This window comes from Sphaerotilus microaerophilus, from assembly GCF_023734135.1.
Lineage (GTDB): Bacteria > Pseudomonadota > Gammaproteobacteria > Burkholderiales > Burkholderiaceae_C > Sphaerotilus > Sphaerotilus microaerophilus.
The window spans coordinates 1,933,469-1,954,908 of sequence record NZ_AP025730.1 but is presented as its reverse complement, the minus strand read 5'-3'; the positions used below and the strand labels follow the sequence as shown (position 1 = coordinate 1,954,908).

Here is a 21,440-nt window from a genome sequence, read left to right as displayed (position 1 = left end):
CATGGCCGAAGACGACCGCATCCTCGCCGACGACATCCGCGGTCGCACGCTGGCGTTCTTCACCGAGCTGGGCATTTCCGAGACCCTGTTCACCACCGCCTTGCAGGCCAGCGTGAGCTTCGCGCTCGCCGCACCGGCCGACGCCGCACGCACGCCCTGGGTGCCCATGGGCGCACGCAACATCGGCGGGCGCATCCGCGCCCTCGCGCAGGACCCGGCCAATCCGCTCGTGATGTACGCCGGCACGGCGCTGGGCGGCGTGTTCAAGACCACCGACGGCGGCGACACCTGGGCGCACCTGGGCCGGGCGCAGGATGCCTTCCCGGTCGGCACGCTGGCGGTCGACCCCAACAACCCCAACGTGCTGATCGTGGGCAGCGGCGAGCCGGTGAGCCTGACCCAGTTCAGCGCCCCGCCGAACCCGCCGTCCATCAACACGCTGGACTTCGCCCCCGCAGGCTTCGGCCTGCTGCGCTGCGACCAGGCCGCGGCTCCCATCCGCTTCGTGCCGGAGGTCGGCGGCTGGTCCAACCTGGTCGTCGCCGCGCAGCAGCTGGCGCTGGCCGCCGGGGCCGCGGTGCTGCCGCAGCCGGCCGCCGTGGCCGGCCCGAACAACATCGTGCTGCCCGCCGGCGCGGCCGACCGCTACAGCGCCATCGCCTTCGACCCCGCCACCGAGGGCCGCTGCTGGATCGCCAGCAGCACGGGGCTGTGGCGCCGCGAAAACGGCCCGCCGGTGCGCTTCGTGCGCGAACCCGTGCCCGCGCCCGTGCCGCCGGTGGTGCTGAACACCCAGGCCGCCCCCCTGGGCGCAGTGGCCACCGACGTGGTGATCACGGCCAACCCGGCACGGCCCGGCACCTTCCGGCTGTTCGTCGGTTTCACAGCGCTGGGCGTCTTCCGCGGCATCCACGACCCGGCCGCCGGGGGCAACGTGGCCTGGGATCCCGGCCCGCTGGCCGGCGGCCTGCCCGGCGCCAGCTCGCCGCTGGGCACCACGCACGACCGCATCCGCCTGGCGGCCTGCCGCGACGCACCCGACCACGTGTACGCGCTGATCGAGAACGGCATGCCCTTCTCCGGCCCGGACCAGCGGGCGGTGCTCAACGTCTTCCACAGCGCCAACGGCGGCACCACCTGGACCCCCGGCCCGGTGCCCACGCTGGCCAATTCCGCCGCGGCCCAGGTGGGCGACGGCATCGGCGCCACCCAGGGTGGGCAACCCTGGGCCCACCTGGTGCTGGCAGTGCACCCCAGCAACCCCGCCATCGTGGTGGCCGGCGGCATCAACCTGGCGATCAGCCACGACTTCGGCGCCAACTGGGTACGCATCATCCACTGGCCCAATTTCGGCGACGGCGACCGCGCCCAGCATGGCGACCAGCACGCCCTGGTGTTCGACGCGGCCGACCCGCGACGCCTGTGGGTAGGCAACGACGGCGGCCTGTCGATGGCACCCGACGTGGTGCGCGGCAACCCGCTGTCGGACGCCACCTGGCGCAAGCGCAGCCACGGCATCCAGGCGGCGCAGTTCAACGACATCGCGATCAACCCCAGCCACCCCTTCATGGTGGGCGGCGGCCTGCAGGACAACGCCACCTACATCTCCTACGGCGGCGAAACCTGGCACACGGTGTCCGACGCCGACGGCGGCCAGATGACCTTCACCCTCAACAACCCGCGTACCTACATCGCCCCGAACCAGAGCAACGTGCTGATCAGCACCATCGTGCCGGGCAACTCGGTCACGCCCAACCCGGGCTTCTATCCCCTGGTGCAGCGCCGGCGAGTCAACGCCGACCTGGCCGCGCCGAACGAGTTCTTTGCCGTCAACCTGGCCCGCACCGGCTTCGGCAGCAGCTTCATCCCCATCATTGCCCAGCACCGCACCACCGCCGGGCATTTCATCGTCGGCCAGAGCGGCCGGGCCATCGTCACGGCCAACAACGGCACCAGCTTCAACAACGCCGGCATCCCGGCCTTCGGCGGCGGTGCGGTCAGCGCCATCGCCTACGGCAACGCCACCAACAACGGGGCGACCGACGACTGGTGGGTCGGCACCAACCAGGGCCTGCTGCACTGGGGCAACAACGCCGCCCCGCCCACGGCCTGGGATGCGGCGCCCTACACCATGCCGCCGGTGGCCGCCAACTCGGTCATCACCAGCATCGCGGTGCATCCGGCGGACGACAACTGTGTGGCCGTGTGCACCGCCAACGCCAACCCCACGGTCGCCGTCGGCACGCCCACGCCCTTCCAGGGCCAGGTCTTCCTGACCCTGGACCGCGGGCAGAACTGGGCCGACATCACCGGCCTGGCCGCGGTTGGTGCACCGCCGCCCCTGCCCGGCCTGCTGGCGCTGCCACCGTCGCCCATCGCCGGCCTGGTGTTCGACCCGCAGCCCGCCGCCGGCGCCGCACAGGTGCTGTTCGCCGGCACCCTGGCGGGCGTGTTCGTGATCCGCAACCTGCCGCCGCGGCGGGTGCCTGCCGCAGCCGGCGCCGTGCCGGCCTTCAACCCGCGCTGGCAGAGCTTCAACGGCACGGCCACCCAGGCCCTGCCGCTGGCGATGGTGAACGACCTGGCGATCCAGACCATCGCGCCCAACGGCGGCGCCGTGGCAGGCAGCGCCGAGTCCTTCACCCGCCAGCGCCTGATCGCGGCGATGTACGGGCGAGGCATGTTCGTCACCGACCTCACCGCCTACCCCGCCGGCCCGCTGGCCGGGGGCGGGCCACGGCACCGGCTCTACATCCGGCAGACGGTGGTCGAGAGCGGCCACAGCTACCCGCGGCCCACGCCCGCGACACTCAACACCGCCCCCGCGGCCGGCGCGCCGGACCAGTACGGCGGCGACCCGCGCCTGCCGCTGGCCCCCGCGCCCTTCCCGCTGCCGTTCACCGACCAGGACGGCTTCGACCTGCGCATCGACAACGCGCCGTTCCAGTTCTTCGAGACCACGCTCGACGGCGTGGAGTTCGACGAGGACCTGCGCACCCGACCGCTGGTGGCGGGCGAGCGCAACGCGGTGTACGTGCAGGTGCACACCGCCGGCTGGGACGCCATGCCGGCCACCACGGTGCACCTGTTCTTCGCGCCGGCCGCGGGTGGTGTGCCACCCGACCTGCACGGCGGCTTCTGGGGCGTGTTCACGCAGGACCCGCTGCCGGCTCCCGCCGTGGCACCGGTGGCCCCGGCGGCCCCCTGGCAGCGCGCCGGACACGCCGTGGTGCTCAACCGGATCGCCCCCAACCAGCCGGAGGTGGCCCGCTTCGACTGGGTACCGCCGGCCAGCCTGGGCGGCGGCAGCGCCGCGCTGCTGGCGGTGTGCACCAGCGCCGCGGACGCCCTGCCCGCCGCCCCGCCCGAGCCGATGGGCGCCCTGATCCGCGGCGAGCGCCGGGTGGCCGTGCGGGTGGCCGCGGTGCAGGCCTTCGTGCCCGACTTCTTCATCCGCGACGCCGTGGACGACGACGGCCGCCTGGGTGGCGTGGCCTTCGGTGGCCGCAGCCCGGACCTCATCGTGGTGGAGGCCGCGCAGGCCGACCCTGCCACCGCCTTTGCCGACCTGGGCGACGACCGGGCCGGCGACCGGGTGCGCGGCAACGGCGGCAACAACGTCATCTACGTGCGCCTGCACAACCGCAGGCCGGTGGCCGCCAATGCCGATGCGCGGCTGTTCTGGGCCCTGCCGAACGCGCCGCTGGACAGCGCGGCCGGCAACGCCGGCCTGCCGTTCGACCTGGCGAAGTGGCAGGAGATCGCGCCCGCCGCGCCGGCCGATGCCACCAACCTGGCCGTGCCGGCGCGGGGCGTGGCCTACGCACGCTTCGCCTTCAATGCCGCACCCGCCCCGACGGCCGACTTCCCGAACGCGATCGGCTTCATCGCGCTGATCCGCTCCAGCGACGCGCTGGACCCGCTGCCCACCGTCACCGGGGTGGACACCCCGCCGGAGTTCTGGCGCCTGTTCACCGAACTGGCCAACGCCAACAACGCCGCGCTGCGCGCGCTGCGTTTCGCCTGAAGCCGCCCCACCATGTCCGCCGAGACCGCCCTCATCGACGCGCTGGCCGCCCACCTGGCCCAGCGCACCGGCCTGGCGCCCGCCCGGGTGGGTGCAGCGCTGCCGGCGACGGCGGGCGACCTGCCGGCCATCGTGCTGTCACTGCCCGAGGTGCACCGCATCAGCCCCGGCCTGGGTGAGCGTGCCGCGCTGATCACCGACGGTGCGCTGCCGGTGCGCGCGCGCATCGACCTGGCCAACCCCTTCCTGCCGGGCGAGCCGGGCTTCTCCCTCGTCAGCGCCGACCGGCTGAGCCTGGTGCTGCCGCACGGCGGCCAGGTGAAGGCCGACGCCACCGCCGGCCCCCTGGCCGCGGCTGACCTGCAGGTCAGCGTGGCCGGCGCGGCGCGCACGGTCGTCAACACCGCGCCCGGTGCCGGCCAGGTCCAGCCGGACCCGGCGATCGGCACCCTGCGCTTCGGTGCGCCGCTGCCGGCCACCGGCGAGGTGGTGGCCAACTACTTCCTGGGCCAGTGGGAGCGCCGCGTCACGCCGCTGGCCGGCCGGCTGCTGGTGACGGTGTGCACCGCCGGCAATGCCCTGCCGCAGGCGCGCACGCTGAGCATCGCCGTGGCCGATGCGATGGACGATGCCGGCGCGCTGCCGCCCGGCCTGCGCAAGGTGGCCCTGGCGGCCCTGGGCGCCACCACCGTGGTGGCCCCCGGCGAGCCCGGCCCGGCCGGATCACGCCGGCGCGAACTGCAGTTCAGCTTCGAGTACGAGCACGAGGTCAACCGGCCCGACTCGTCCGGCGGCGTGATCCGCCGCATCCCGATCACGTCGCAGTTGCTGTCCACGGCGGTCGATCCCGCCAGAGGCGCGATCACCACCAGCCTGAGCACCGACACGCCGACGGAGGTCCCGCCATGACCCCCGCCGACGCCCGCCCCCCCATTCACCGGCCCCACGCCCTGCACGAAGGAGAAGCGCAATGAGCGAAGCGATCACCGAAATGATCCTGCCAGGCACCTACATCGAGGTGCGCTCGGAGGGCCTGATCGGCGTCGGCGGCATCGCCACCGGCAACCTCGGCGTGGTGGGCACCGCCAGCCGCGGCCCGGTGGGCGAGGCCGTCATCCTGGGCAGCTACCAGGAAGCGCTGGACACCTTCGGCACCTACGACGCCCTGCCTGCGAGCCTGGCCACGCCGCACCTCACGCTCACACGCACGCTGGAGCAGGTGTTCCGTGGCGGCGGCAGCACGGTGTACGCGGTGCGCGTGGCCAACCTGGCACCGGCCACCACCATGCGCAGCATGAGCTGGGCCGTGAACGCCGCGGCCGACGCCCTGCTGTTCACGCTGACGGCCACCTCGCCCGGCACCTGGGCCAACGCCATCACGGCCAGCTTCACGGCGGCCGCCAATGGCAACCCGCCCACGCTGACGCTCACGCTGGGCCGCACCCGCGAGGTGTTCCCCGGCGCCAATGCCGGCGCCATCTTCGACGCGGTGGTCGAAGGCAGCCGCCTGGTGCGGGCCACCGGCCTGGCCGCCGGCAGCCGCGGCACCGCGGTGGCGGCCGTGGTGGCGGCCAGCGCCGCCAACGTCGGCGGCCCCGACGGCGTGCCCGCCACCAACACCGAGCTGGCCGCCGGCCTGGCCCTGCTGGCCACCCAGCCGGTGAACATCGTCGTGGCCGCCGGCTTCGACGCGCGCAACTCGGCTGCCACGATGCTCGCGCACCTGGAAGCCACCGAGAACGACGGCCGCGAGCGCATCGCGGTGATGGGCGCGTCCACCGACGTACCCGCCGACCTGGTGACCAACGACGTGGCCGCCGGCAGCAACCCGCGCCTGGTGCTGGTGGCCCCGGGCATCGTGGCCGACGACGCTGCACGCAGCGGCGACGACCGTCGCGTGCGCCTGCCCTCCTCCTACGCCGCGGCGCTGGTGGCCGGGCGCATGGCCACGCTGGCACCGCACATCAGCCTGACCAACAAGGACGTGGCCGCCGCCGCGCTGACACGCGACTACACCCGCGCCGAGCAGAAGAACCTGCTGAACAACCGCGTGCTGCTGCTGGCCAAGGGCTTCGGCATCCGCGCGGTCAAGGGCATCACCACCGACACCGGCGCATTCCGCCAGATCTCGGTGCGCCGCATCGTGGACTACGCCAAGGCCGGCGTGCGCCTGGGTGCCGACCCCTACATCGGCCGGCTGAACAACTCGCGCGTGCGCTCGGCGCTCAAGGCCACGCTGGACGGCTTCCTGTCGGGCATGGTGCTCGACGAGATGCTGGTGGGCTACACGCTGGACGTGAGCGCCACGCGCGCGCAGGAGATCAACGGCCAGGCCATCGTCACCATGACGCTGCAGCCCACGTTCTCGATCGACTTCATCAAGGTGATCATGAACCTGTCGTGACCCGACCGGCCCCAACCCAGTCCACGGCTCCCCACTCCACCGGAGGCACCCCATGCCCACCAATGTCTACCGCGGCTCCGACGGCACCATCGCACTGGCCGTCGAAAGTGGCGTCGAAGGCGACCTCGCCAAGACCGTCAACGACCAGTACTCGCTCACTCCCATCGGCCGCGTCACCGGTGTCACCGTGCGCGTGACCAACGACGTCAAGCCCTTCCACGAACTGGGCCAGCGCTTTGCCACCGAGCTGCGCCCGGGCAACATCAACGTGTACGGCTCCATCGACCGGGCCTACATCAACGGCGCGCTGCTCAAGCTGATGCTGGGCGACGCCGCCAACAGCCGCCCGGCCGGCAGCTTCGCGAGCCCCTCCTTCAACCTCAGCCTGCGGCTGGAGAACCCCTCGCTGCCCGGCACCGCCAGCACCGTCACGGTGATGGGCGTGAAGCTGGAGGAATGGAGCTACAGCCTGCCCGAGGACGACTTTGCGATGGAAACGGTCAACTTCCGCGCGCTGTGGGTGAAGGTCGAGGACGCCACGGCGTGACGGCATGCGGCACCCTGAGTCAACCCACGTGAGCGGGCCGAGCGCCGGGCCGCTCCCAAGCCGGCCCGCCATCCCCTCGGGGGATCGGCCCATGTACCCGTGGGACGAGGGGCAGACATGACCAAGCAGCTTTCCACCGACGACCTGCTGGCCGGTGCGCAGGCCCTGCACCGCGTGGAGGTAAGCGCGGCGCTGCTGGGCGCGGCCGCGCCCGGCGTGGTGACCCTGAAGCCGCTGACCGCTGGCGCCGTGCAGCGCGTGGCCCAGGCCGCCCGGGAGGAGCGTGTGCTGGCCAGCGTGCTGATGGTGCAGCAGGCCCTGGTCGAGCCGCGCCTGACGGTGGACCAGGTGGGCGCGCTGTCGGCCGGCCTGCTGCAGCACCTGCTGGCCGAGGTGAACCGCATTTCTGGCCTGGCGCTCGACGAGGACGACCTGGAGCAGGCCATCCGCGCCCCGCTCACCAAGGCCTGCTTCGTGCTGGCGCGCGAGTTCGGCTGGACCCCGGGCGACTGCTCGGCGCTCACCGTGGGGCAGATCCTGCTGTACCTGGAGATGCTCGCGCGCGACCAGGCCCTGCCCGATCGGCCCGATCCGCAGGCCAGCCACCTCTGAAGCCGCAAGCCTGAAACCGCCAGCCTGAACCCGGACTCCCCGCCATGCCCGCCCCACGCCCACCGCCCGAACTCGGCCAGATGCTGCGCACGCTGTGGCAGCAGGCGAGTGCGCCCCGGCACTTCGTGCAGGGCGCGGCGACGGCCCTGGCGCGGCTGGACCGCATCGACGCGGCCTGGCGGCGCAGCGCGCCGATGCGCGAGGTGCCGCTGGGTGCGCTGCTGGCGTCCCCGCTGGGGGCCAGCCAGCTTCCGCTGGGACTGGCTGCAGCGCAGGCACTGCAGGCCCTGGCCGGACCCGCTGCGCAGGACGAGGCCGACCCCACCACACCCGTTCGTGCGCGCCGCCAGGCCACCGCGCCCGCCGCCGGGTCGGCGCCTACATCAACGGCCCGGCAACCGGTGCCGCCCACGCGGGCCGCGCAGGCCGAAACCGCCGGTGCGCGGCGCCGCGGCCCCACACCGCCGCGGCCAGCCGTCGGCCCGCAGGGGCCCATCAGCGCCGCGGTGGCTGCCGCCACCTGGGCCCAGCGGGTGGCTGCGGCCGGGCTGGGGCAGGCCATGGCGCAGGTGGTGCAGCGGCCCGCGCTCGCCAGCCCCCTGGCGACCGGGCTCGGCACCGCGCTGGCACAGGCAAGCCAGCCGCCCTGGGGCACGGCCATCGCCCAGGCGCTGCGCGACGCCGGCATCGCGGCACCACCCACACCACGGACAACACCGATGCCGCGCGGCACAGGCGCTCGCCGCGGCCCGCGGGTCAGCCCGGCCGGCGACACCCCATCGGCCGGCGCCCACGATGCGGATGCGGCAGCAGCAGGGCAGACCGGCTTCGCGGGTGCTGGCCAGGCCATGCTCGACGCAATCCAACGGCTGCCCTCGCAACGGCCCTCCGGCGCATCGCCCCTCCCGCGCCGCCGCACAGCGCCCGCCCCGCACGACGACCTGTCCACGGCCCGCGGCCTGGGCCAGGCGCTGGCCGGCGCCGGCCAGGCGGTCGCCGGCGCGCTGGGCGCCACGCTGGCCCAGGTGCCGGGCGCAGCGTCGCTGGCCCCGGCCTTGTCCACCGGCCTGCGTGGCCTGGCGGCCCGAGCGGCCCAGGCCTCCGCAGCGCCCGCGGCCACGCTCGTCCCGGCGACAGCGTCTGCCGGGTCAGGCCGCCCATCGGCAGCGGATGCCGGCACCGCCGCCAGCCCGCCCCCCGTCGCCGCCGCGCTGGACGACGACGACCTGACCCAGCGGCTCACCCGCGTGCTGCAGCGCGAGGCGCGCCGCGACGGCATCGACCTGGACGACTTGCAGTCATGACCCTGTCGCGCCCCAACGCCCGCCTCACCGTCGACGGCCAGGCCCTGTCCGCCGACGAGGCCGCCCTGTTGCGCCTGCGGGTGGACCTGGGCAGCAGCGGCGCGCACGACCAGGCCGAACTGCTGCTGTGGCCGAGCTCGCGCCTGGCCGACACGGCGCCCAGCGCCACGCTGGCCATCGCCCTGGGCGAACGCGACAACGAGACCGATGTGTGGACCGGTGAGGTCAGCGCCCGCCGCCAGCAGCCCGACGCGGTGGCACTGGAAGGCCTGGCCACCACGGTGGCGCTGAACCGCAGCCACAAGGCCCAGAGTTATCTCAACCAGACGGTGGCCGACATCGTGCGCGACCTGGCCGGCGAGGTGAGCATCGACCAGGCGCAGGCCGGCCTGAAGCTGCACGCCTTCCACGTCGACAACCGCCGCCCGGTGTGGGCCCACCTGCGCACGCTGGCCCGGCTGGTGGGCGCCGAACTGGGCTCGGCAGCCGATGGCGGGCTGCGCTTCCTACCCGCGGCCGGCCCCGCCGCGCCGGTGGCGCTGCGCTACGGCGCCGAGCTGCTGGACTGGCAGGTCAGGCGGTTTGCCATACCCGGCGCTGCCGCGGTGGCGGCCGAGGGCGCCGCCAGCGAACAGGGCGATGCGCGCTGGCACTGGCTGGCGCACGACCCCGTGGGCGACAAGGGCGCCACGGCGGGCCCCACCCGCGTGCCGGCCGCGCTGGCCACGCGCGACGGTGCGCAGGCCGTGGCCCAGGCGCTGGCGCAGCGCGCCCAGCGTGCCGCGCTGCAGGCGCAGGTGCTGATCGTGGGCCGTGCAGCGCTGCGCCCGGGCGACATGGTGGAGCTGGTCGACTTGCCCGGCGGCAGCCCGGGCGTGCTGCGCATCCGCGCGCTGCGCCACACGCTGGACGTGCGCAGCGGCTTCCTCACCCGCCTGGAGCTGGAAGGCGGCGAGGGCAGCGGCGGCTCCCTCGGTGGGCTGGCGGGAGGGCTGCCGTGACCGGGCTCATCGACACCCTGCGCGCCATCGTGCGCGACGAACTGGCGCGCCGGCACGGGCCCGCCCGCGGCGTGGTCAGTGCCGTGTTCCCGCGCGACGCCGACGGCAGCGACCACAACCACCAGGTGAACGTGAAGCTGCCGACGCTGGGCGTGGAGCTGCAGCACGTGCCGGTGGCCGTGGGCCGGCTGGGCCTGTCGGCGCTGCCGCAGGTGGATGACCAGGTGCTGGTGGTGTTCCTGCACGGCGACCTGAACGCGCCGGTGGTGGTGGGCTCGCTCTACGACGCGGCGGTGCAGCCGCCGGTGGCCCAGGCCGGCGAGCTGGTCTATGCGCCCAGCGACGCGGGCGGCGACGCCTCCCTGAGGCGCCTGCACATCGCGCTGGGCGACGACGTGACGCTGACGCTGGACGACGAGAACCTCACCGTCAAGCTGGCCGGCACCGAGCTCACCATCGCCAAGGACGGCGACGTCACGATCACCAGCGCGGCCAAGCTGGTGGTGAAGGCGCAGGGCGACATCAGCTTCGAGGCCAGCGGCAACCTGGACCTCAAGGCGCAGGGCAACGTCACCGTCTCCGGCGTGTCGGCCACGCTGGAGGGACAGGGCTCGGCCAAGGTCAAGGCCCCGTCGGTTTCGCTGGCCGGCAACACGCAGTTCAGCCCGAGCTGAGCAGCCCCCCAGAGGATCACGCCATGTCCGGCCCCCCCGTCTCCATCGGCTGCGCGGTGTTGCTGTCGCCCGGCGCCTCCGGCCCGCCGGACTCGGGCGTCATCACCACCGTGCTGCAGACCATGGCCACCGCCGGCGGCCTGCCGCTGGCCACCAGCGGCAGCCTGTGCCAGATGGTCAATTCGCTCTCGGGCGTGCCCTATGTGCTGCCCATCGGCCAGGGCGGCTCGACCAGCGTGACCCTCGGCGGCCAGGCCCTGGTGCGCCTGGGCGACATGATCCCCTCGGGGCCCGGCGTGCTGACCGTGCTGGGCCCGCCGGCCGCGCCTTTCGTCATCGACACGGGGCCCCCCTGACATGGCCACCACCACCAAGCGCACTGCCGACACCCTGGCGCCGTTCCTGGGCCGCGACCTGGCGCTGCATTACGCGGCCGGTGGCGGCTTCTTCGAGGACGCCGACCTGCTGGAGCGCCGCAGCGGCAACGGCAGCGACCTCGACGTGGCGCTGGCCGACGGCCTGGTCAACCTGGAGCAGTCCCTGGCCAACCGCCTGAAGACACGCAAGGGCGAGCTCGCCGCATTGGGCCACCCTGACTACGGCTCACGCCACCACGAGCTGATCGGCGAGCCCAATGTGGACCGCACGCGCCATCTCATCAAGCTCTACGTGCTGCAGGCCCTGCGCGACGAGCCGCGCATCGAGCAGGTGCTGGCCGCCAGCGTGCGCGCCGAGCACACGCCACCGCGCAGCAGCGTGCGCATCGAGCTCGCCCTGCGCGTGCGCGGAGAGCCGGACGTGCTGAACCTGGTGCTGCCCTTCTCGCTGGGTCTTTGAACCGGAGACGCCCCGTGACCTACGCCGCCGAGCCCTATGCCCAGTTCGTGGACGACCTGCTGTCGGCCCTGACCGGCGGCAGCATCCGCGAGCAGTTCCGCTTCCTGCCCGAGGAGGCGCCCTACAAGCTGGCCGAACCCGGTGCGGTGGCGCCCGGCAGCGTGCGCGTGTGGGGCCAGGTGGATGCCCGCTACTTCCGCTTCCGCAGCCCGACCGACTTCGCGCTCGGTGCGGCCAAGGACATCGTCTGGGCCGCCACCCCCGAGGGCGCTCCGGCCAAGGACGCGGTCTGGCCCGACGCCGGCAGCGTGTTCTTCGCCAGCTACGAGGCGGTGGGTGCCACCCGCCTGCTGACCGACCGCAACCCCGGCAGCGTGACGCGACTGCTGGCCGAGAGCTTTGCGCGCGAGTATGCGGTGCTGTCGCGCCAGCTGGAGGCGGTGTACCAGGCCGGCTTCGTGGACACCGCCGGCGGGCGCGACCTCGACCAGCTGGCCGCGCTGGTGGGCGTGGTGCGGCGCCGGCGCCTGTCGGCCGCCGGCAGCGTGGTGTTCGGGCGCAGCACGCCGGCGCCGGCGGACATCACCATCAACGCCGGCACGCGGCTGTCCACCCTGCAGCCACCGGCCATGGGCTTCGAGACCACCGTGGACCGCACGCTGCAGCGCGGCAACCTCACGGTGGACGTGCCGGTGCAGGCGCTGGAGCCCGGTGCCGCCGGCGTGGTGGCCGCCGGTGCCATCGCGGTGGTGAACCGGCCCATCCTGGGCATCGAGACCGTCGCCAACCCGCAGCCCACGCGTTTTGCCGGCAGCGACGAGAGCGACGAGCTGCTGCGCGCGCGCATCAAGCGCGCCCACGAGTCCGCCGGCCAGGCCACCACCGGCGCGCTGCTGGGTGCGCTCACCACCCTGCCCGGCCTGCGCGAGAAGGACGTCCGCATCGGCGAGGACTACCTGGCCCACCCCGGCGTGGTCAAGCTCACCGTGGCCCTGCCCGACACCGGCAGCGAAGCCGAGCGCCTGGCCATGATCGACCAGGCCGTGGCGCTGATCGAGCAGACCCGCCCGGTGGGCGTGCGCATCGAGCACAACATCGACGCCCCGCTGCCCGCCGGCAGCGCCACCGCCGGCCCGGGCACGGTGGCCGAGGGCGGCGACATCCCGGTCACGCTGGGCGTGGCGGGTCAGGCCCTGTTCATGCCGGTGGACATCAACGTGGAACTCACGCCGGTGGTGCTGGCGCTGGCGCCCGAGGCCCGCGCCGACCTGGAACGCCTGGCGCGCGATGCGGTGCTGGCCTTCGTGGCCGAGGCCGGCATCGGCGAGGCGCTGGTCTACAACCGCCTAGTGGCCCAGCTGATGGCCCTGCCCGGCGTGCTGGACGTGGGGCTGGAGATGTTCCCGCAGGCCGACCCGGGCGCCGCGCGGCGCCGCAACGTGCTGCCCGACAACCCGCAGGTGCGGCCCACCGCGGGCGTGGTGACGGTGAGCATCGGCGGCTCGCTGGTCATGCTCGACCTGACGGTGGACTTCGTGCTGCAGGGCGCCGGCACCATCGGCGACCCCGCCACCGCGCGGGAGGTGGCGCGCAGCGAGGCCGCCACCCGGCTGAAGGACGGCGTGGCCGCCCTGGCCGCTGGCGCCACTCTCAACGTGGCGCTGCTCAAGGCCATGGTGCCCGACACCGACACCTACCGCCTGAGCGACCTGCACTACCACGCCGAATACGTGGACGCTGGCGTGCGCCTGCACCAGCAGGACGTGCAGCTGCCGCTGTCCGGCCTGGAGCGGCTGTGGATCCGCCGCGTGGCGCTGACCACGGGAGGCGCGACATGAGCTCGCGCGCCGACCAGATCCTGGCGCGCTTTCCGCTGCACCTCGATGCGGCGCGGCGCGGCAAGCGCCTGGGCGAGGCCACGGCCGCGCTGGCGCAGGACCTGGACACGCTGGCCGCCGCGCTGGCGGCCGTGCGGCGTGCCCACCGGCTGGCCGATGCCGACGAGATGGCCGACCTGCTGCGCCTGGCGGCGCTGCACGGCATGGGCCGGCCCGAATTCGAGGTGCTGCTGCAGCGCCAGCGCCGCACCCGTGTGCTGCTGGCTGCGCTGCAGGTCGCCAGCGACGACGCCACGCGCACCGCCACGGCCGACGCGCTGCTGGCGCTGTGGGCCCCGCAGGCACCGGCCCCGCGGCTGCTGCCGTTGTACGCCGACCCCGACGCCCCGGACGACACCGCGCGGGCCGCGCAGCGCCTGGCCGCCCAGGTGGTGCTGACCCTGCGCCAGGCCCGCCTGAACGACGCCCTGCGTGGCCGCATCGCGCGCAGCGCAGCCATCGCGACGCACGGCAACGGCACGGTGCAGGCGCTGATGGAGGCCGCCGCGAACGCACTGGACCTGGCGATCGGCCCGATCCAGCACAGCGCCGACCGCTTCTGGCACGCCGCCCGCGTCACCGACCGCCTGCGCCTGGCCCGCCCCACGGCCGACGCCAGCGTGGAGCTGCAGCCGGCCGACGAGCTGCTGGGACTGGAGGAGAACCCGCTGGAGCGCAGCAGCACCGACGCCACGCCGCGCCGCCATGCCGAGCTGTTCACCCTCACGCGGCGGGGCTTCGAGCGCGCGCTGCTGCGGGTGCAGATCACCGGGGAAGCCGATCGCAGCGTCGCACCCATGCTGGTCAACCGCGACGAGGGCCACGGCATCGGCTACGACGCCCGCCTGGCGGCTGGCGCCGAGCTGATGTTCCAGGAGGACGGCCGCGTGCTGCTGGACGGCGCCGACGTCACCGCCAACGCCTTCGCCTGGCAGGGCGCCTGCTTTGCCGGGGACGACGCCAGCGAGCAGGCCGATTTCGTTTTCGCCGGCAGCGGCCTGGGCCCGCGCCAGAAGCCGGCGCGCTTTGCCACCTTCACGCCGCCGGCCGCGCTGGACCGCGAGGCGGCCTACCCCTCCGACGGGGCCAGCCTGCCAATGCCAGGCATCGCGGTGGGCGTCACGCGGCTGGCCTTCTTCGTGCGCGAGGCGCATGCGGCCGCCCTGGCCGGCAGCCCGGCTCAACCGAGGGTGGTGACGCCGCGGCACGGCCAGGCGATCTTCGACGCGTCGGTGTTCGCTGCGCCGCCGCTACCCAATGCGCCGGCCGCACGGGTGGCGCTGTCGTGGCTGGAGCACCGCGCCTTCGCGGTGCGGGTGCTGATCCCGCCGCGCCTGCGGCTGTGGCGAGACGGTGCGGAGGACCCCGACGGTGTGCTCACGCTGCAGGCCGTGGCACGTGCGCTGGAACGCCACCGCCCGGCCGGCGTGGAACTGCGCGTGGAATACATCGACGAGCGCTGGATCCTGGGCCAGGGCACTCTGACCAGCGGCATCGACGACGACCTGATCGAACAGCTGCGCTCGGGCATGGTGCTCTGGAGAGCCCCCGCGCAGCCAGCGCCCGCCTGACGAGAACCGCTTCCCAAGGAGAAGAGCCACATGATCTTCGATCCTCCCTTCATCGCCAAGACGGTCACCCCCGGCGAGCCGCTCACCGCGCAGGCCTGGAACGACATCGTCACCGCGCTGGGCCAGGTGCACCAGCACCTGGAGAACACGGAGGCCACCGCGCTGCGCGTGCAGGTCGCCGCCCAGGACATCGACCTGCGCCAGGTGCGCGTGACGGCACTGCGCGAGGACGGCATTGCCTTCGACGCCGTTCCGCCGGTGCCGCCGCTCACGCAGCATGTGTTCGGGGGGCTGCGTGCCGGCAGCTACCAGCTGCGCGTGGAGGCGCCTGGCTACCAGGTGGCCACCACCAACGTCACCGTGCCCAGCGCCACGGTCACCAACGTGCCGCTGACCGCATCTGGCGGGTTCATGCCGGCGCTGTTCGGGCTGGAACTGGGGCAGGCACTGGGCGCCTTGGGCGATGCCCAGATCGCGGTGGCCCGGGTGCTGGACGTCACCGGCACTGACGTGCCTCCGGCCAACCCCGGCGCGCAGTACGGCAGCTCGCGCGTGCTGATGCAGCTGCCGCCGCCCGGCACGCCCGTGGCCACCGGGCAGGGCGTGCAGCTGGTGATTGCCGCGGTGCTGAGCGCACAGGCCAGCGTGGAAGTGCCGTCGCTGGCCGGCCTGTCGCTGCCCGAAGCCCAGAAGGCCCTGGAAAGCCTCGGCCTGGTGCTGGGCAAGGTAACCACCAAGCAGACCCGCACCGCCTGAACGACCGCCGGCCTGTCAGCCGCTGATCATCGACCCGTACCGTTTCCGACCCCACCAGGAGCTTCACCATGGCCACCAAGCTGAGCTCGAACCTCGTCCTCGGCGCGCAGCTCACCCAGACCGCGCGCCTGGCAGCCCAGATCACCCCGATCACCGTGGAAGTGGCCCCCCAGCCCGCCCAGGCCAAGGTGGTGCGCGAAGGCTTCCAGGTGCCCGCGGTGGCACTGAACAACCAGGCCGCCGAGTTCTTCCTCGACAACCTGGAGGTGCTGCAGCCACGCCAAACGCCGCGCGTGGTGTCGCAGAGCCTCCGGCCCGGCACGCGCGTGACCGCCGGCGCCGTGGTGGACCTGGTGCTGGCGCGCGCTGGCGACGTGCCGTTCAAGATCTTCGAGGGCGTGCACACAGGGTTGATGGAGCGCACGGTCGACAACCTGCTGGACGGCATGCTGACCCAGCCAGCCGTGCGGCAGGCGGTGCTGAAGTACGACAAGGCCGAAGACGTGCCGGCGGCCGACCGCACGCTGCTGGTCCAGCAGTTCCAGCAGAGCGCGGACATCGCCATCGACGACACCAGCCCCGACACCGGCTTTGCGGCCGCCTTCCAGTCCGCACGCATGGCGCTGGCGTTCAAGTGACCTGCGGCGCCTGAGCGGCTGACCGCCCGACCACCTCACCGGCAAGGAAACCAACCATGGCCGCTGCTGGCAGCAAGACCGGGGTGCAGGCCAACCTGCTGGCCAGCGAGGTGATCGGCTTCGAGAGCCTGGCCCTGGAGGTGGCCTACTACTTCCCGCTGGTGTCCCTGACCGGGGCCACGTCCACCACGCTGGAGTTGGCCCTGCCGCGCAATTCGCTGGTGGACAGCTTCAAGGTGCAGGTACAGGCGCGCCGGGTGGACCTGGTGCAGGCCCAGCAGGTGGCCCAGGTGCGCAGCTACAGCCAGACCGTCGGCACGACCACCCACCACGAGCTGGTGATCGACTTCGGCACGCCGCGCACCGTCAGCAGCGTGTCGCTGCCCTCGCCGCTGACGGTGCGACGGGTGTACGGTTGGCTGGGCAGCCAGTTCAACCCCAGCTCGGCGGCCTCGGTGTCCGACGTGGATGCACGCAGCAGCATCACCTTCCCGGAGCTGCGCACCGAGCGCCTGCGCGTGCTGTTGTCGGCCACACCCAGCCCGGCGCAGCTGGACCAGGTCCTGCTGCACCTGCCCGAGCCGCCGTCGGGCCTGGCGATTGCCATCGACGGTGCGCCCCCGGTGTGGACCCACCCCGACCCCGTGCAGCCGCGCCCCGATGTCAGCCAGCCCGACGAGGCCGGCTGGGACCAGGACTCGCGCCGCATCGTGGACCTGAGCGCCGCGCTGGCCGCGCTGACCGGCGACCCGCTGGCCGATGACGGCAGCACGACCTTCGTGCTCAAGCTCACTACCGCCGTGCCCTGCACCCTCAACCTGCAGCAGCAGGCGCTGGCCACGCGACGCATCCGCCGTGTGCGCTTTGCCGAACAGACCACCACCACGCTGGACTTCCCCGCGGAAGGCCGGCTCGACCTGCCGCTGGCCCTGCCCGCCCCTACCGACGTCACGCCGCGCGTGATCAGTCAGGTCCACTGGGTGGCCGAGGCCGATCTGGGCCCGCAGCGCACCGTGCCGCCCCTGGGACCGGACGCCGCGCCGGGCGAAGCCGGCCTGCCGCTCGCCCAGGCTGTGGTCACCCCGGAGGTGGCGCTGATCACGCAGCTGCCGCCGGGCAGCGGCATCCAGACCCTGCAGGCGCTGCGCTGGCCCCTGCAGGCCCTGGGCGACGGCGCCGAGGCACGCGTGGTACTGTGGGAAGCCGGACCGCCTGACACCGGCAGCCTGCCTGTGCAGCCGCTGGCCAACGCCACCAGCGAGCCCGTCACGCTGGCCCCCTCCGACACCGAGGCCTGGGTGAGCTTCCCCTTCAAGAAGCCGCCCCTGCTGCCCACCACCACCGCCTCCACCACCGCCCCTCCCATGCCCTGGGCGGCGCTGGTGGTGTCGCGCGGCCAGGTGGCCTTCGGCCTGGCCAAGGCGGGCAGCGGCGCCGGAGCCCTCGTGGATGCGATGCGCCTGCGCCGCGGCCCGCCCAACGGCCCCTGGAAGGCCCTGCCCGCGCCGCTGCAGAACGCCAGCCAGGTGCTGGACGCGCGCGCCCGCCTGCGCCTGGCCGGCCTGGCGCCCAAGGATGCGCCACTGGCACCCCTGACCCTGGGCCTGGTGGACAGCAACGCCAGCCAGGAACTGAACCCGGTGCCCAGGGGCGAACGCGCCAGCCTCGCCCTGGGTGCCGGCCTGGGCGCCAGCCAGCCGGTCCTGCGGCTGACCAGCCGCGTGGCGGGGCGGCTGGCGCTGCGCGATGTCGACGTGGTCTCCAACCACTGAGGCCCCTCGTACCACCGCAACCACTGCAAGGGGAAGACCACCATGGCCGACGATGCACGATCCCAGTTCGTAGAGGGCCTGCGAGTCACCGCCGAGCACCTGCAGCACCTGCAGGACCGGCTGCGCGAGTCGGTGGCCGACCTGCGCCGCACCGTCGGCTGCGGGCGCATCGCCTGGGGTCTGGTGGTGCGACAGGACGGCGCCGGCCTGCGCGTCGAACCGGGCGTGGCCTTTGCGCCGGGTGGGGTGCGGCTGAACCTGGACAGCGCCGTCACGCTGGCCAGCCCCGCGGCCGGCCAGCGGGTGGTGCTGCGTGCCAGCAACGGCGACCAGGCGGCACTGCGCGTGGGCAACACGCCCACCGTCATCACCCTGCTGACCCAGGCCGCGCTGGAGGCCGCGGATGCACCGGCCCCCGGCCCGGACGCCCTGGTCATCGCCCAACTCAGCGCAGACGGTGACGCCCTGCGCATCGAGCAGGACGCCAGCCTCTTCGTGGCCGCCGGCGTGCACGGCCACAGCGGCGAGCACCGCCAGGACGCCCAGGGACGCTGGTACTACGACGGTGCACCGCTGCCCGTCAGCGTGGGCCCCGCCGGCCCGCCTGGGCCGGAAGGACCGGAAGGCCCTGCGGGACCCGCTGGCGAAACCGGACCCGCCGGTCCGGCGGGTGCACAGGGTTCACCGGGGCCACAGGGGCCCCAGGGGCCACAGGGGCCGGCAGGGACCGACGGCACGAACGGTACGAACGGCGCAGACGGGGCCGTCGGTCCAGTGGGCCCGGCCGGACCTGCCGGACCGATCGGCCCGGCAGGGCCACCAGGGGCCACGGGCGCGCCAGGCACACCCGGCCTGCCGGGGCCGGTGGGCCCGCCTGGGCCGGCGGGGGCCATCGGCCCCGCCGGTGCGACCGGTCCGACGGGTGCCGCGGGGCCAGCCGGTCCAATAGGTCCGACCGGTCCGGTGGGTCCGGTAGGGCCGCAGGGCATCCAGGGCCCGCCCGGGCCTGCAGGCGATGCCGGACTGGCCGATTGGCCGTTCATCGAGAAATCCAACTGGCCGCAGGGCCAGACACTGACCACGGCGCAGGCGCTCACCCTGCTGAAGCAGGTGGAAATGAGCACCTCCACCCCGCTGCTGCCGCGTGTCATCGAACTGGCACCGCAGGTGGTGCAGGTGTGGGTCGAACCGGCCACCACGGTGCGCACACCCAGTGGCGCCCTCGTCAACACACCCGGCCCGCTGGTTGCGCTGCACGGCGTCACCCGGCTCGCGGCGCGCGCCGTGTTCTGGAACTCGAACGACGACGCCGAGCGCCTGACCGCCGTGCTCAACACGGGCGGCCGCCTGATGCTGCGCGTGCACTGCGGCCACCTGATCGACGAGAAGGAGCGCGCGCTGTCCTCCAGCCTGGACGGATTCGTCGGCACCCGTTCGCCGCGGCTGCCGGCCGGCGTGCTGGAAGCCTGGGTCTTCCTGCCCCCGCCGGCCAACCTCACGGGCGGCACGACGACCGGCACCACGACCGGCACCACGACGGGTCTCACGCCCGCCCTCCTGACGCCGGTGATCGGCTTGGCGGTGGACCGGCTCACGGCCGCCGCGCCCCGCCCGAGGTCGGCAGCGAAGAAGGAGCCCGCCGCCCCGCCCCCACCCAAGGGCCCGCGCAAGCGCTGACGCCGGGCGCGCCCGGCCCGGCCCGGCGCTGAACCGGGTCCCTTCCCGTGCCACCCCGGCCTGCCCATCAGTGAGCCGGTGGCTGGTGCGCCGCTGCCGGCCCCACCTGCGGCTACAGTGGGAAACCCCTTGGAGACCCGCTGCCATGCTCATCCGCCTCGCCCGCCCCGAAGACCACGACCAATGGCTGCCGCTGTGGCGCGGCTACCAGAGCTTCTACAAGGTGGACCTGCCGGCGGAGCAGACGGCGCTGAACTGGCAGCGCTTCCATGACCCGGCCGAGCCGATGCATTGCGCGGTGGCGGAGGTGGAGGGCCGGCTGGTGGGAATGGTGCATTACATCTACCACCGCAGCTGCTGGACGGCGGGGGACTACTGCTACCTGCAGGACCTGTTTGCCGCGCCGGACTGCCGCGGCCAGGGCGTGGGCCGCGCGCTGATCGAGCACGTCTACGCCGCGGCCGAGGCGGCGGGCGCCTCGCGGGTGTGGTGGCTCACGCACGAGAGCAACAGCGACGCGATGCTGCTGTACGACCGCATCGCGGCCAAAAGCGGCTTCCTGCAATACCGCAAGCTGCTGGGCTGACGCCCTCCACCACTCACCCCCACTCACCACCCCTCACCGCCGGCACGCTCTGTGCATGCCGGCGGGCACCGCCCTTGGCGGCGGCACAAACACCGGAGCTCAGCCCACCATGCCCCTCGACGCCATCCTCCCCACCCCGCCCGCCGGGCGGGCCCCGCCATGATCCGGATCAGCTTCTCGGTGGCATTGCAGTACGCGGTCAGTTCCCCGGGGGCCGACTTCATCTTCAACGTGCAGGCCGCGCACACACGCCAGCAGAGGGTGGTGTCGGAGCACCTGACGGTCAACCAGGCCGTGATGCTGCAGAGCCACACCGATGTGCCCAGCCGCGCGCGCTACCTGCGCCTGAGCGCCCAGCCCGGCCTGCTGGAGCTGCGCTCCAGCGCGGTGGTCGACCTGCACCACCACATCGTGCCGCCGGAGCACCTGGCCGAGGTGCCGGTGCGCCAGCTGCCGCCTCAGGTGCTGCCCTACCTGTACCCGAGCCGCTACTGCGAGTCCGACCACCTGGGCGCGCTGGCGATGCAGGAGTTCGGCCGGCTGTGGCAGGGCCACCAGCGCGTGATCGCCATCCGCGACTGGGTGCAGCGGCGGGTGGTCTTCCGTGGCAACACCTCCACCAGCACCACCACCGCGCGCGACACGCTGGCCAGCGGGGCCGGGGTGTGCCGCGACTTTGCCCACGTGATGATCGCGTTGTGCCGGGCGCTGAACATCCCGGCACGCTTCGTGACGGGCTTCGACTACGGCGCCGACCCGGCCCTGGGCCCACCGGACTTCCACGCCTACGTGGAGGTCTACCTCGGCGGGCGCTGGTACCTGTTCGACCCCTCCGGCACGGCCATCCCGATGGCCTTCGTGCGCCTGGCCACCGGCCGGGACGCCAGCGATTCGGCCTTCGCAACCATCTTCGGCCCGGTGGCCAGCCAGCCCCCGGTGATCCGCATCGAGGCGCTGCCCGACGACCGGGGACTGCTGCAGATGCCGCAGCACACCACGGACGCGCTGTCCACCGACGACGGCGCCCCCTGAACCGCGGCGCCGGCCAGCGGCGATACTGGCCGGATGGACCGACCCACCCCGACGCGGCGCGGTGAGCGCCGCCCCTTCTGGTTATGGCGCGGTGAGCGCAGCCCCTCCCGGCTAGGGCGCGGCAC

General features: G+C 73.7%; 18 protein-coding genes. All 18 read left to right on the top strand.

Features of this window, described 5'->3' with window-relative positions; translation table 11 throughout:
• Position 1 precedes the first annotated feature (1 nt).
• The 18 genes from NGK70_RS08575 to NGK70_RS08490 all read left to right on the top strand — a co-directional run bounded on the left by NGK70_RS08575 (position 2) and on the right by NGK70_RS08490 (position 21,315).
• Complete coding sequence (locus NGK70_RS08575) at positions 2–4,027, top strand: WD40/YVTN/BNR-like repeat-containing protein (protein WP_251972832.1); 4,026 nt, start codon at positions 2–4, stop codon at positions 4,025–4,027.
• Positions 4,028–4,039: 12 nt separating this feature from the next.
• Positions 4,040–4,936 carry a hypothetical protein gene (locus tag NGK70_RS08570; protein ID WP_251972831.1) on the top strand — a complete coding sequence of 299 codons (897 nt, stop codon included), beginning with the start codon at positions 4,040–4,042 and terminating at the stop codon, positions 4,934–4,936.
• 61 nt (positions 4,937–4,997) lie between these two features.
• Positions 4,998–6,431: a phage tail sheath C-terminal domain-containing protein gene (locus NGK70_RS08565; RefSeq protein WP_251972830.1), complete on the top strand. Its 1,434-nt coding sequence runs from the start codon at positions 4,998–5,000 to the stop codon at positions 6,429–6,431.
• Between the two features lie 52 nt (positions 6,432–6,483).
• A complete protein-coding gene (locus tag NGK70_RS08560) occupies positions 6,484–6,978 on the top strand; it encodes a hypothetical protein (protein WP_251972829.1) in 495 nt (164 codons plus the stop codon).
• Positions 6,979–7,095: 117 nt separating this feature from the next.
• The gene (locus tag NGK70_RS08555; RefSeq protein ID WP_251972828.1) at positions 7,096–7,590 is read left to right on the top strand and encodes a hypothetical protein; all 495 of its coding nucleotides are present in this window, start codon (positions 7,096–7,098) and stop codon (positions 7,588–7,590) included.
• A 44-nt stretch (positions 7,591–7,634) separates the two neighbouring features.
• Positions 7,635–8,894: a hypothetical protein gene (locus NGK70_RS08550; RefSeq protein ID WP_251972827.1), complete on the top strand. Its 1,260-nt coding sequence runs from the start codon at positions 7,635–7,637 to the stop codon at positions 8,892–8,894.
• The gene (locus tag NGK70_RS08545; RefSeq protein WP_251972826.1) at positions 8,891–9,895 is read left to right on the top strand and encodes a hypothetical protein; all 1,005 of its coding nucleotides are present in this window, start codon (positions 8,891–8,893) and stop codon (positions 9,893–9,895) included. Before NGK70_RS08550 ends, NGK70_RS08545 begins: the two co-directional genes overlap by 4 nt.
• Positions 9,892–10,569, top strand: coding sequence for a phage baseplate assembly protein V (locus NGK70_RS08540; RefSeq protein WP_251972825.1), 678 nt, complete (start codon positions 9,892–9,894; stop codon positions 10,567–10,569). The genes NGK70_RS08545 and NGK70_RS08540 overlap by 4 nt, the downstream gene beginning before the upstream one ends.
• Before the next feature lie 23 nt (positions 10,570–10,592).
• On the top strand, positions 10,593–10,925 hold the full coding sequence (locus tag NGK70_RS08535) for a hypothetical protein (protein WP_251972824.1): 333 nt from the start codon (positions 10,593–10,595) through the stop codon (positions 10,923–10,925).
• 1 nt (position 10,926) lies between these two features.
• Positions 10,927–11,406 carry a GPW/gp25 family protein gene (locus NGK70_RS08530; protein WP_251972823.1) on the top strand — a complete coding sequence of 160 codons (480 nt, stop codon included), beginning with the start codon at positions 10,927–10,929 and terminating at the stop codon, positions 11,404–11,406.
• A gap of 14 nt (positions 11,407–11,420) precedes the next feature.
• Positions 11,421–13,244 (top strand): baseplate J/gp47 family protein, encoded by a 1,824-nt coding sequence (locus NGK70_RS08525; RefSeq protein WP_251972822.1) that lies wholly within the window; start codon positions 11,421–11,423, stop codon positions 13,242–13,244.
• The gene (locus NGK70_RS08520; protein WP_251972821.1) at positions 13,241–14,854 is read left to right on the top strand and encodes a hypothetical protein; all 1,614 of its coding nucleotides are present in this window, start codon (positions 13,241–13,243) and stop codon (positions 14,852–14,854) included. Before NGK70_RS08525 ends, NGK70_RS08520 begins: the two co-directional genes overlap by 4 nt.
• A 30-nt stretch (positions 14,855–14,884) precedes the next feature.
• Positions 14,885–15,610, top strand: a complete 726-nt coding sequence (locus NGK70_RS08515) for a PEGA domain-containing protein (RefSeq protein WP_251972820.1) — start codon at positions 14,885–14,887, stop codon at positions 15,608–15,610.
• Positions 15,611–15,678: 68 nt separating this feature from the next.
• Positions 15,679–16,248, top strand: a complete 570-nt coding sequence (locus NGK70_RS08510; protein ID WP_251972819.1) for a hypothetical protein — start codon at positions 15,679–15,681, stop codon at positions 16,246–16,248.
• Between the two features lie 56 nt (positions 16,249–16,304).
• Positions 16,305–18,020: a hypothetical protein gene (locus NGK70_RS08505; RefSeq protein WP_251972818.1), complete on the top strand. Its 1,716-nt coding sequence runs from the start codon at positions 16,305–16,307 to the stop codon at positions 18,018–18,020.
• Positions 18,021–18,062: 42 nt separating this feature from the next.
• On the top strand, positions 18,063–19,697 hold the full coding sequence (locus NGK70_RS08500; protein ID WP_251972817.1) for a collagen-like domain-containing protein: 1,635 nt from the start codon (positions 18,063–18,065) through the stop codon (positions 19,695–19,697).
• 145 nt (positions 19,698–19,842) lie between these two features.
• Positions 19,843–20,283: a GNAT family N-acetyltransferase gene (locus tag NGK70_RS08495; RefSeq protein WP_251972816.1), complete on the top strand. Its 441-nt coding sequence runs from the start codon at positions 19,843–19,845 to the stop codon at positions 20,281–20,283.
• Positions 20,284–20,442: 159 nt separating this feature from the next.
• Positions 20,443–21,315 (top strand): transglutaminase-like domain-containing protein, encoded by an 873-nt coding sequence (locus NGK70_RS08490; RefSeq protein ID WP_251972815.1) that lies wholly within the window; start codon positions 20,443–20,445, stop codon positions 21,313–21,315.
• The last annotated feature ends 125 nt before the right edge of the window (positions 21,316–21,440 follow it).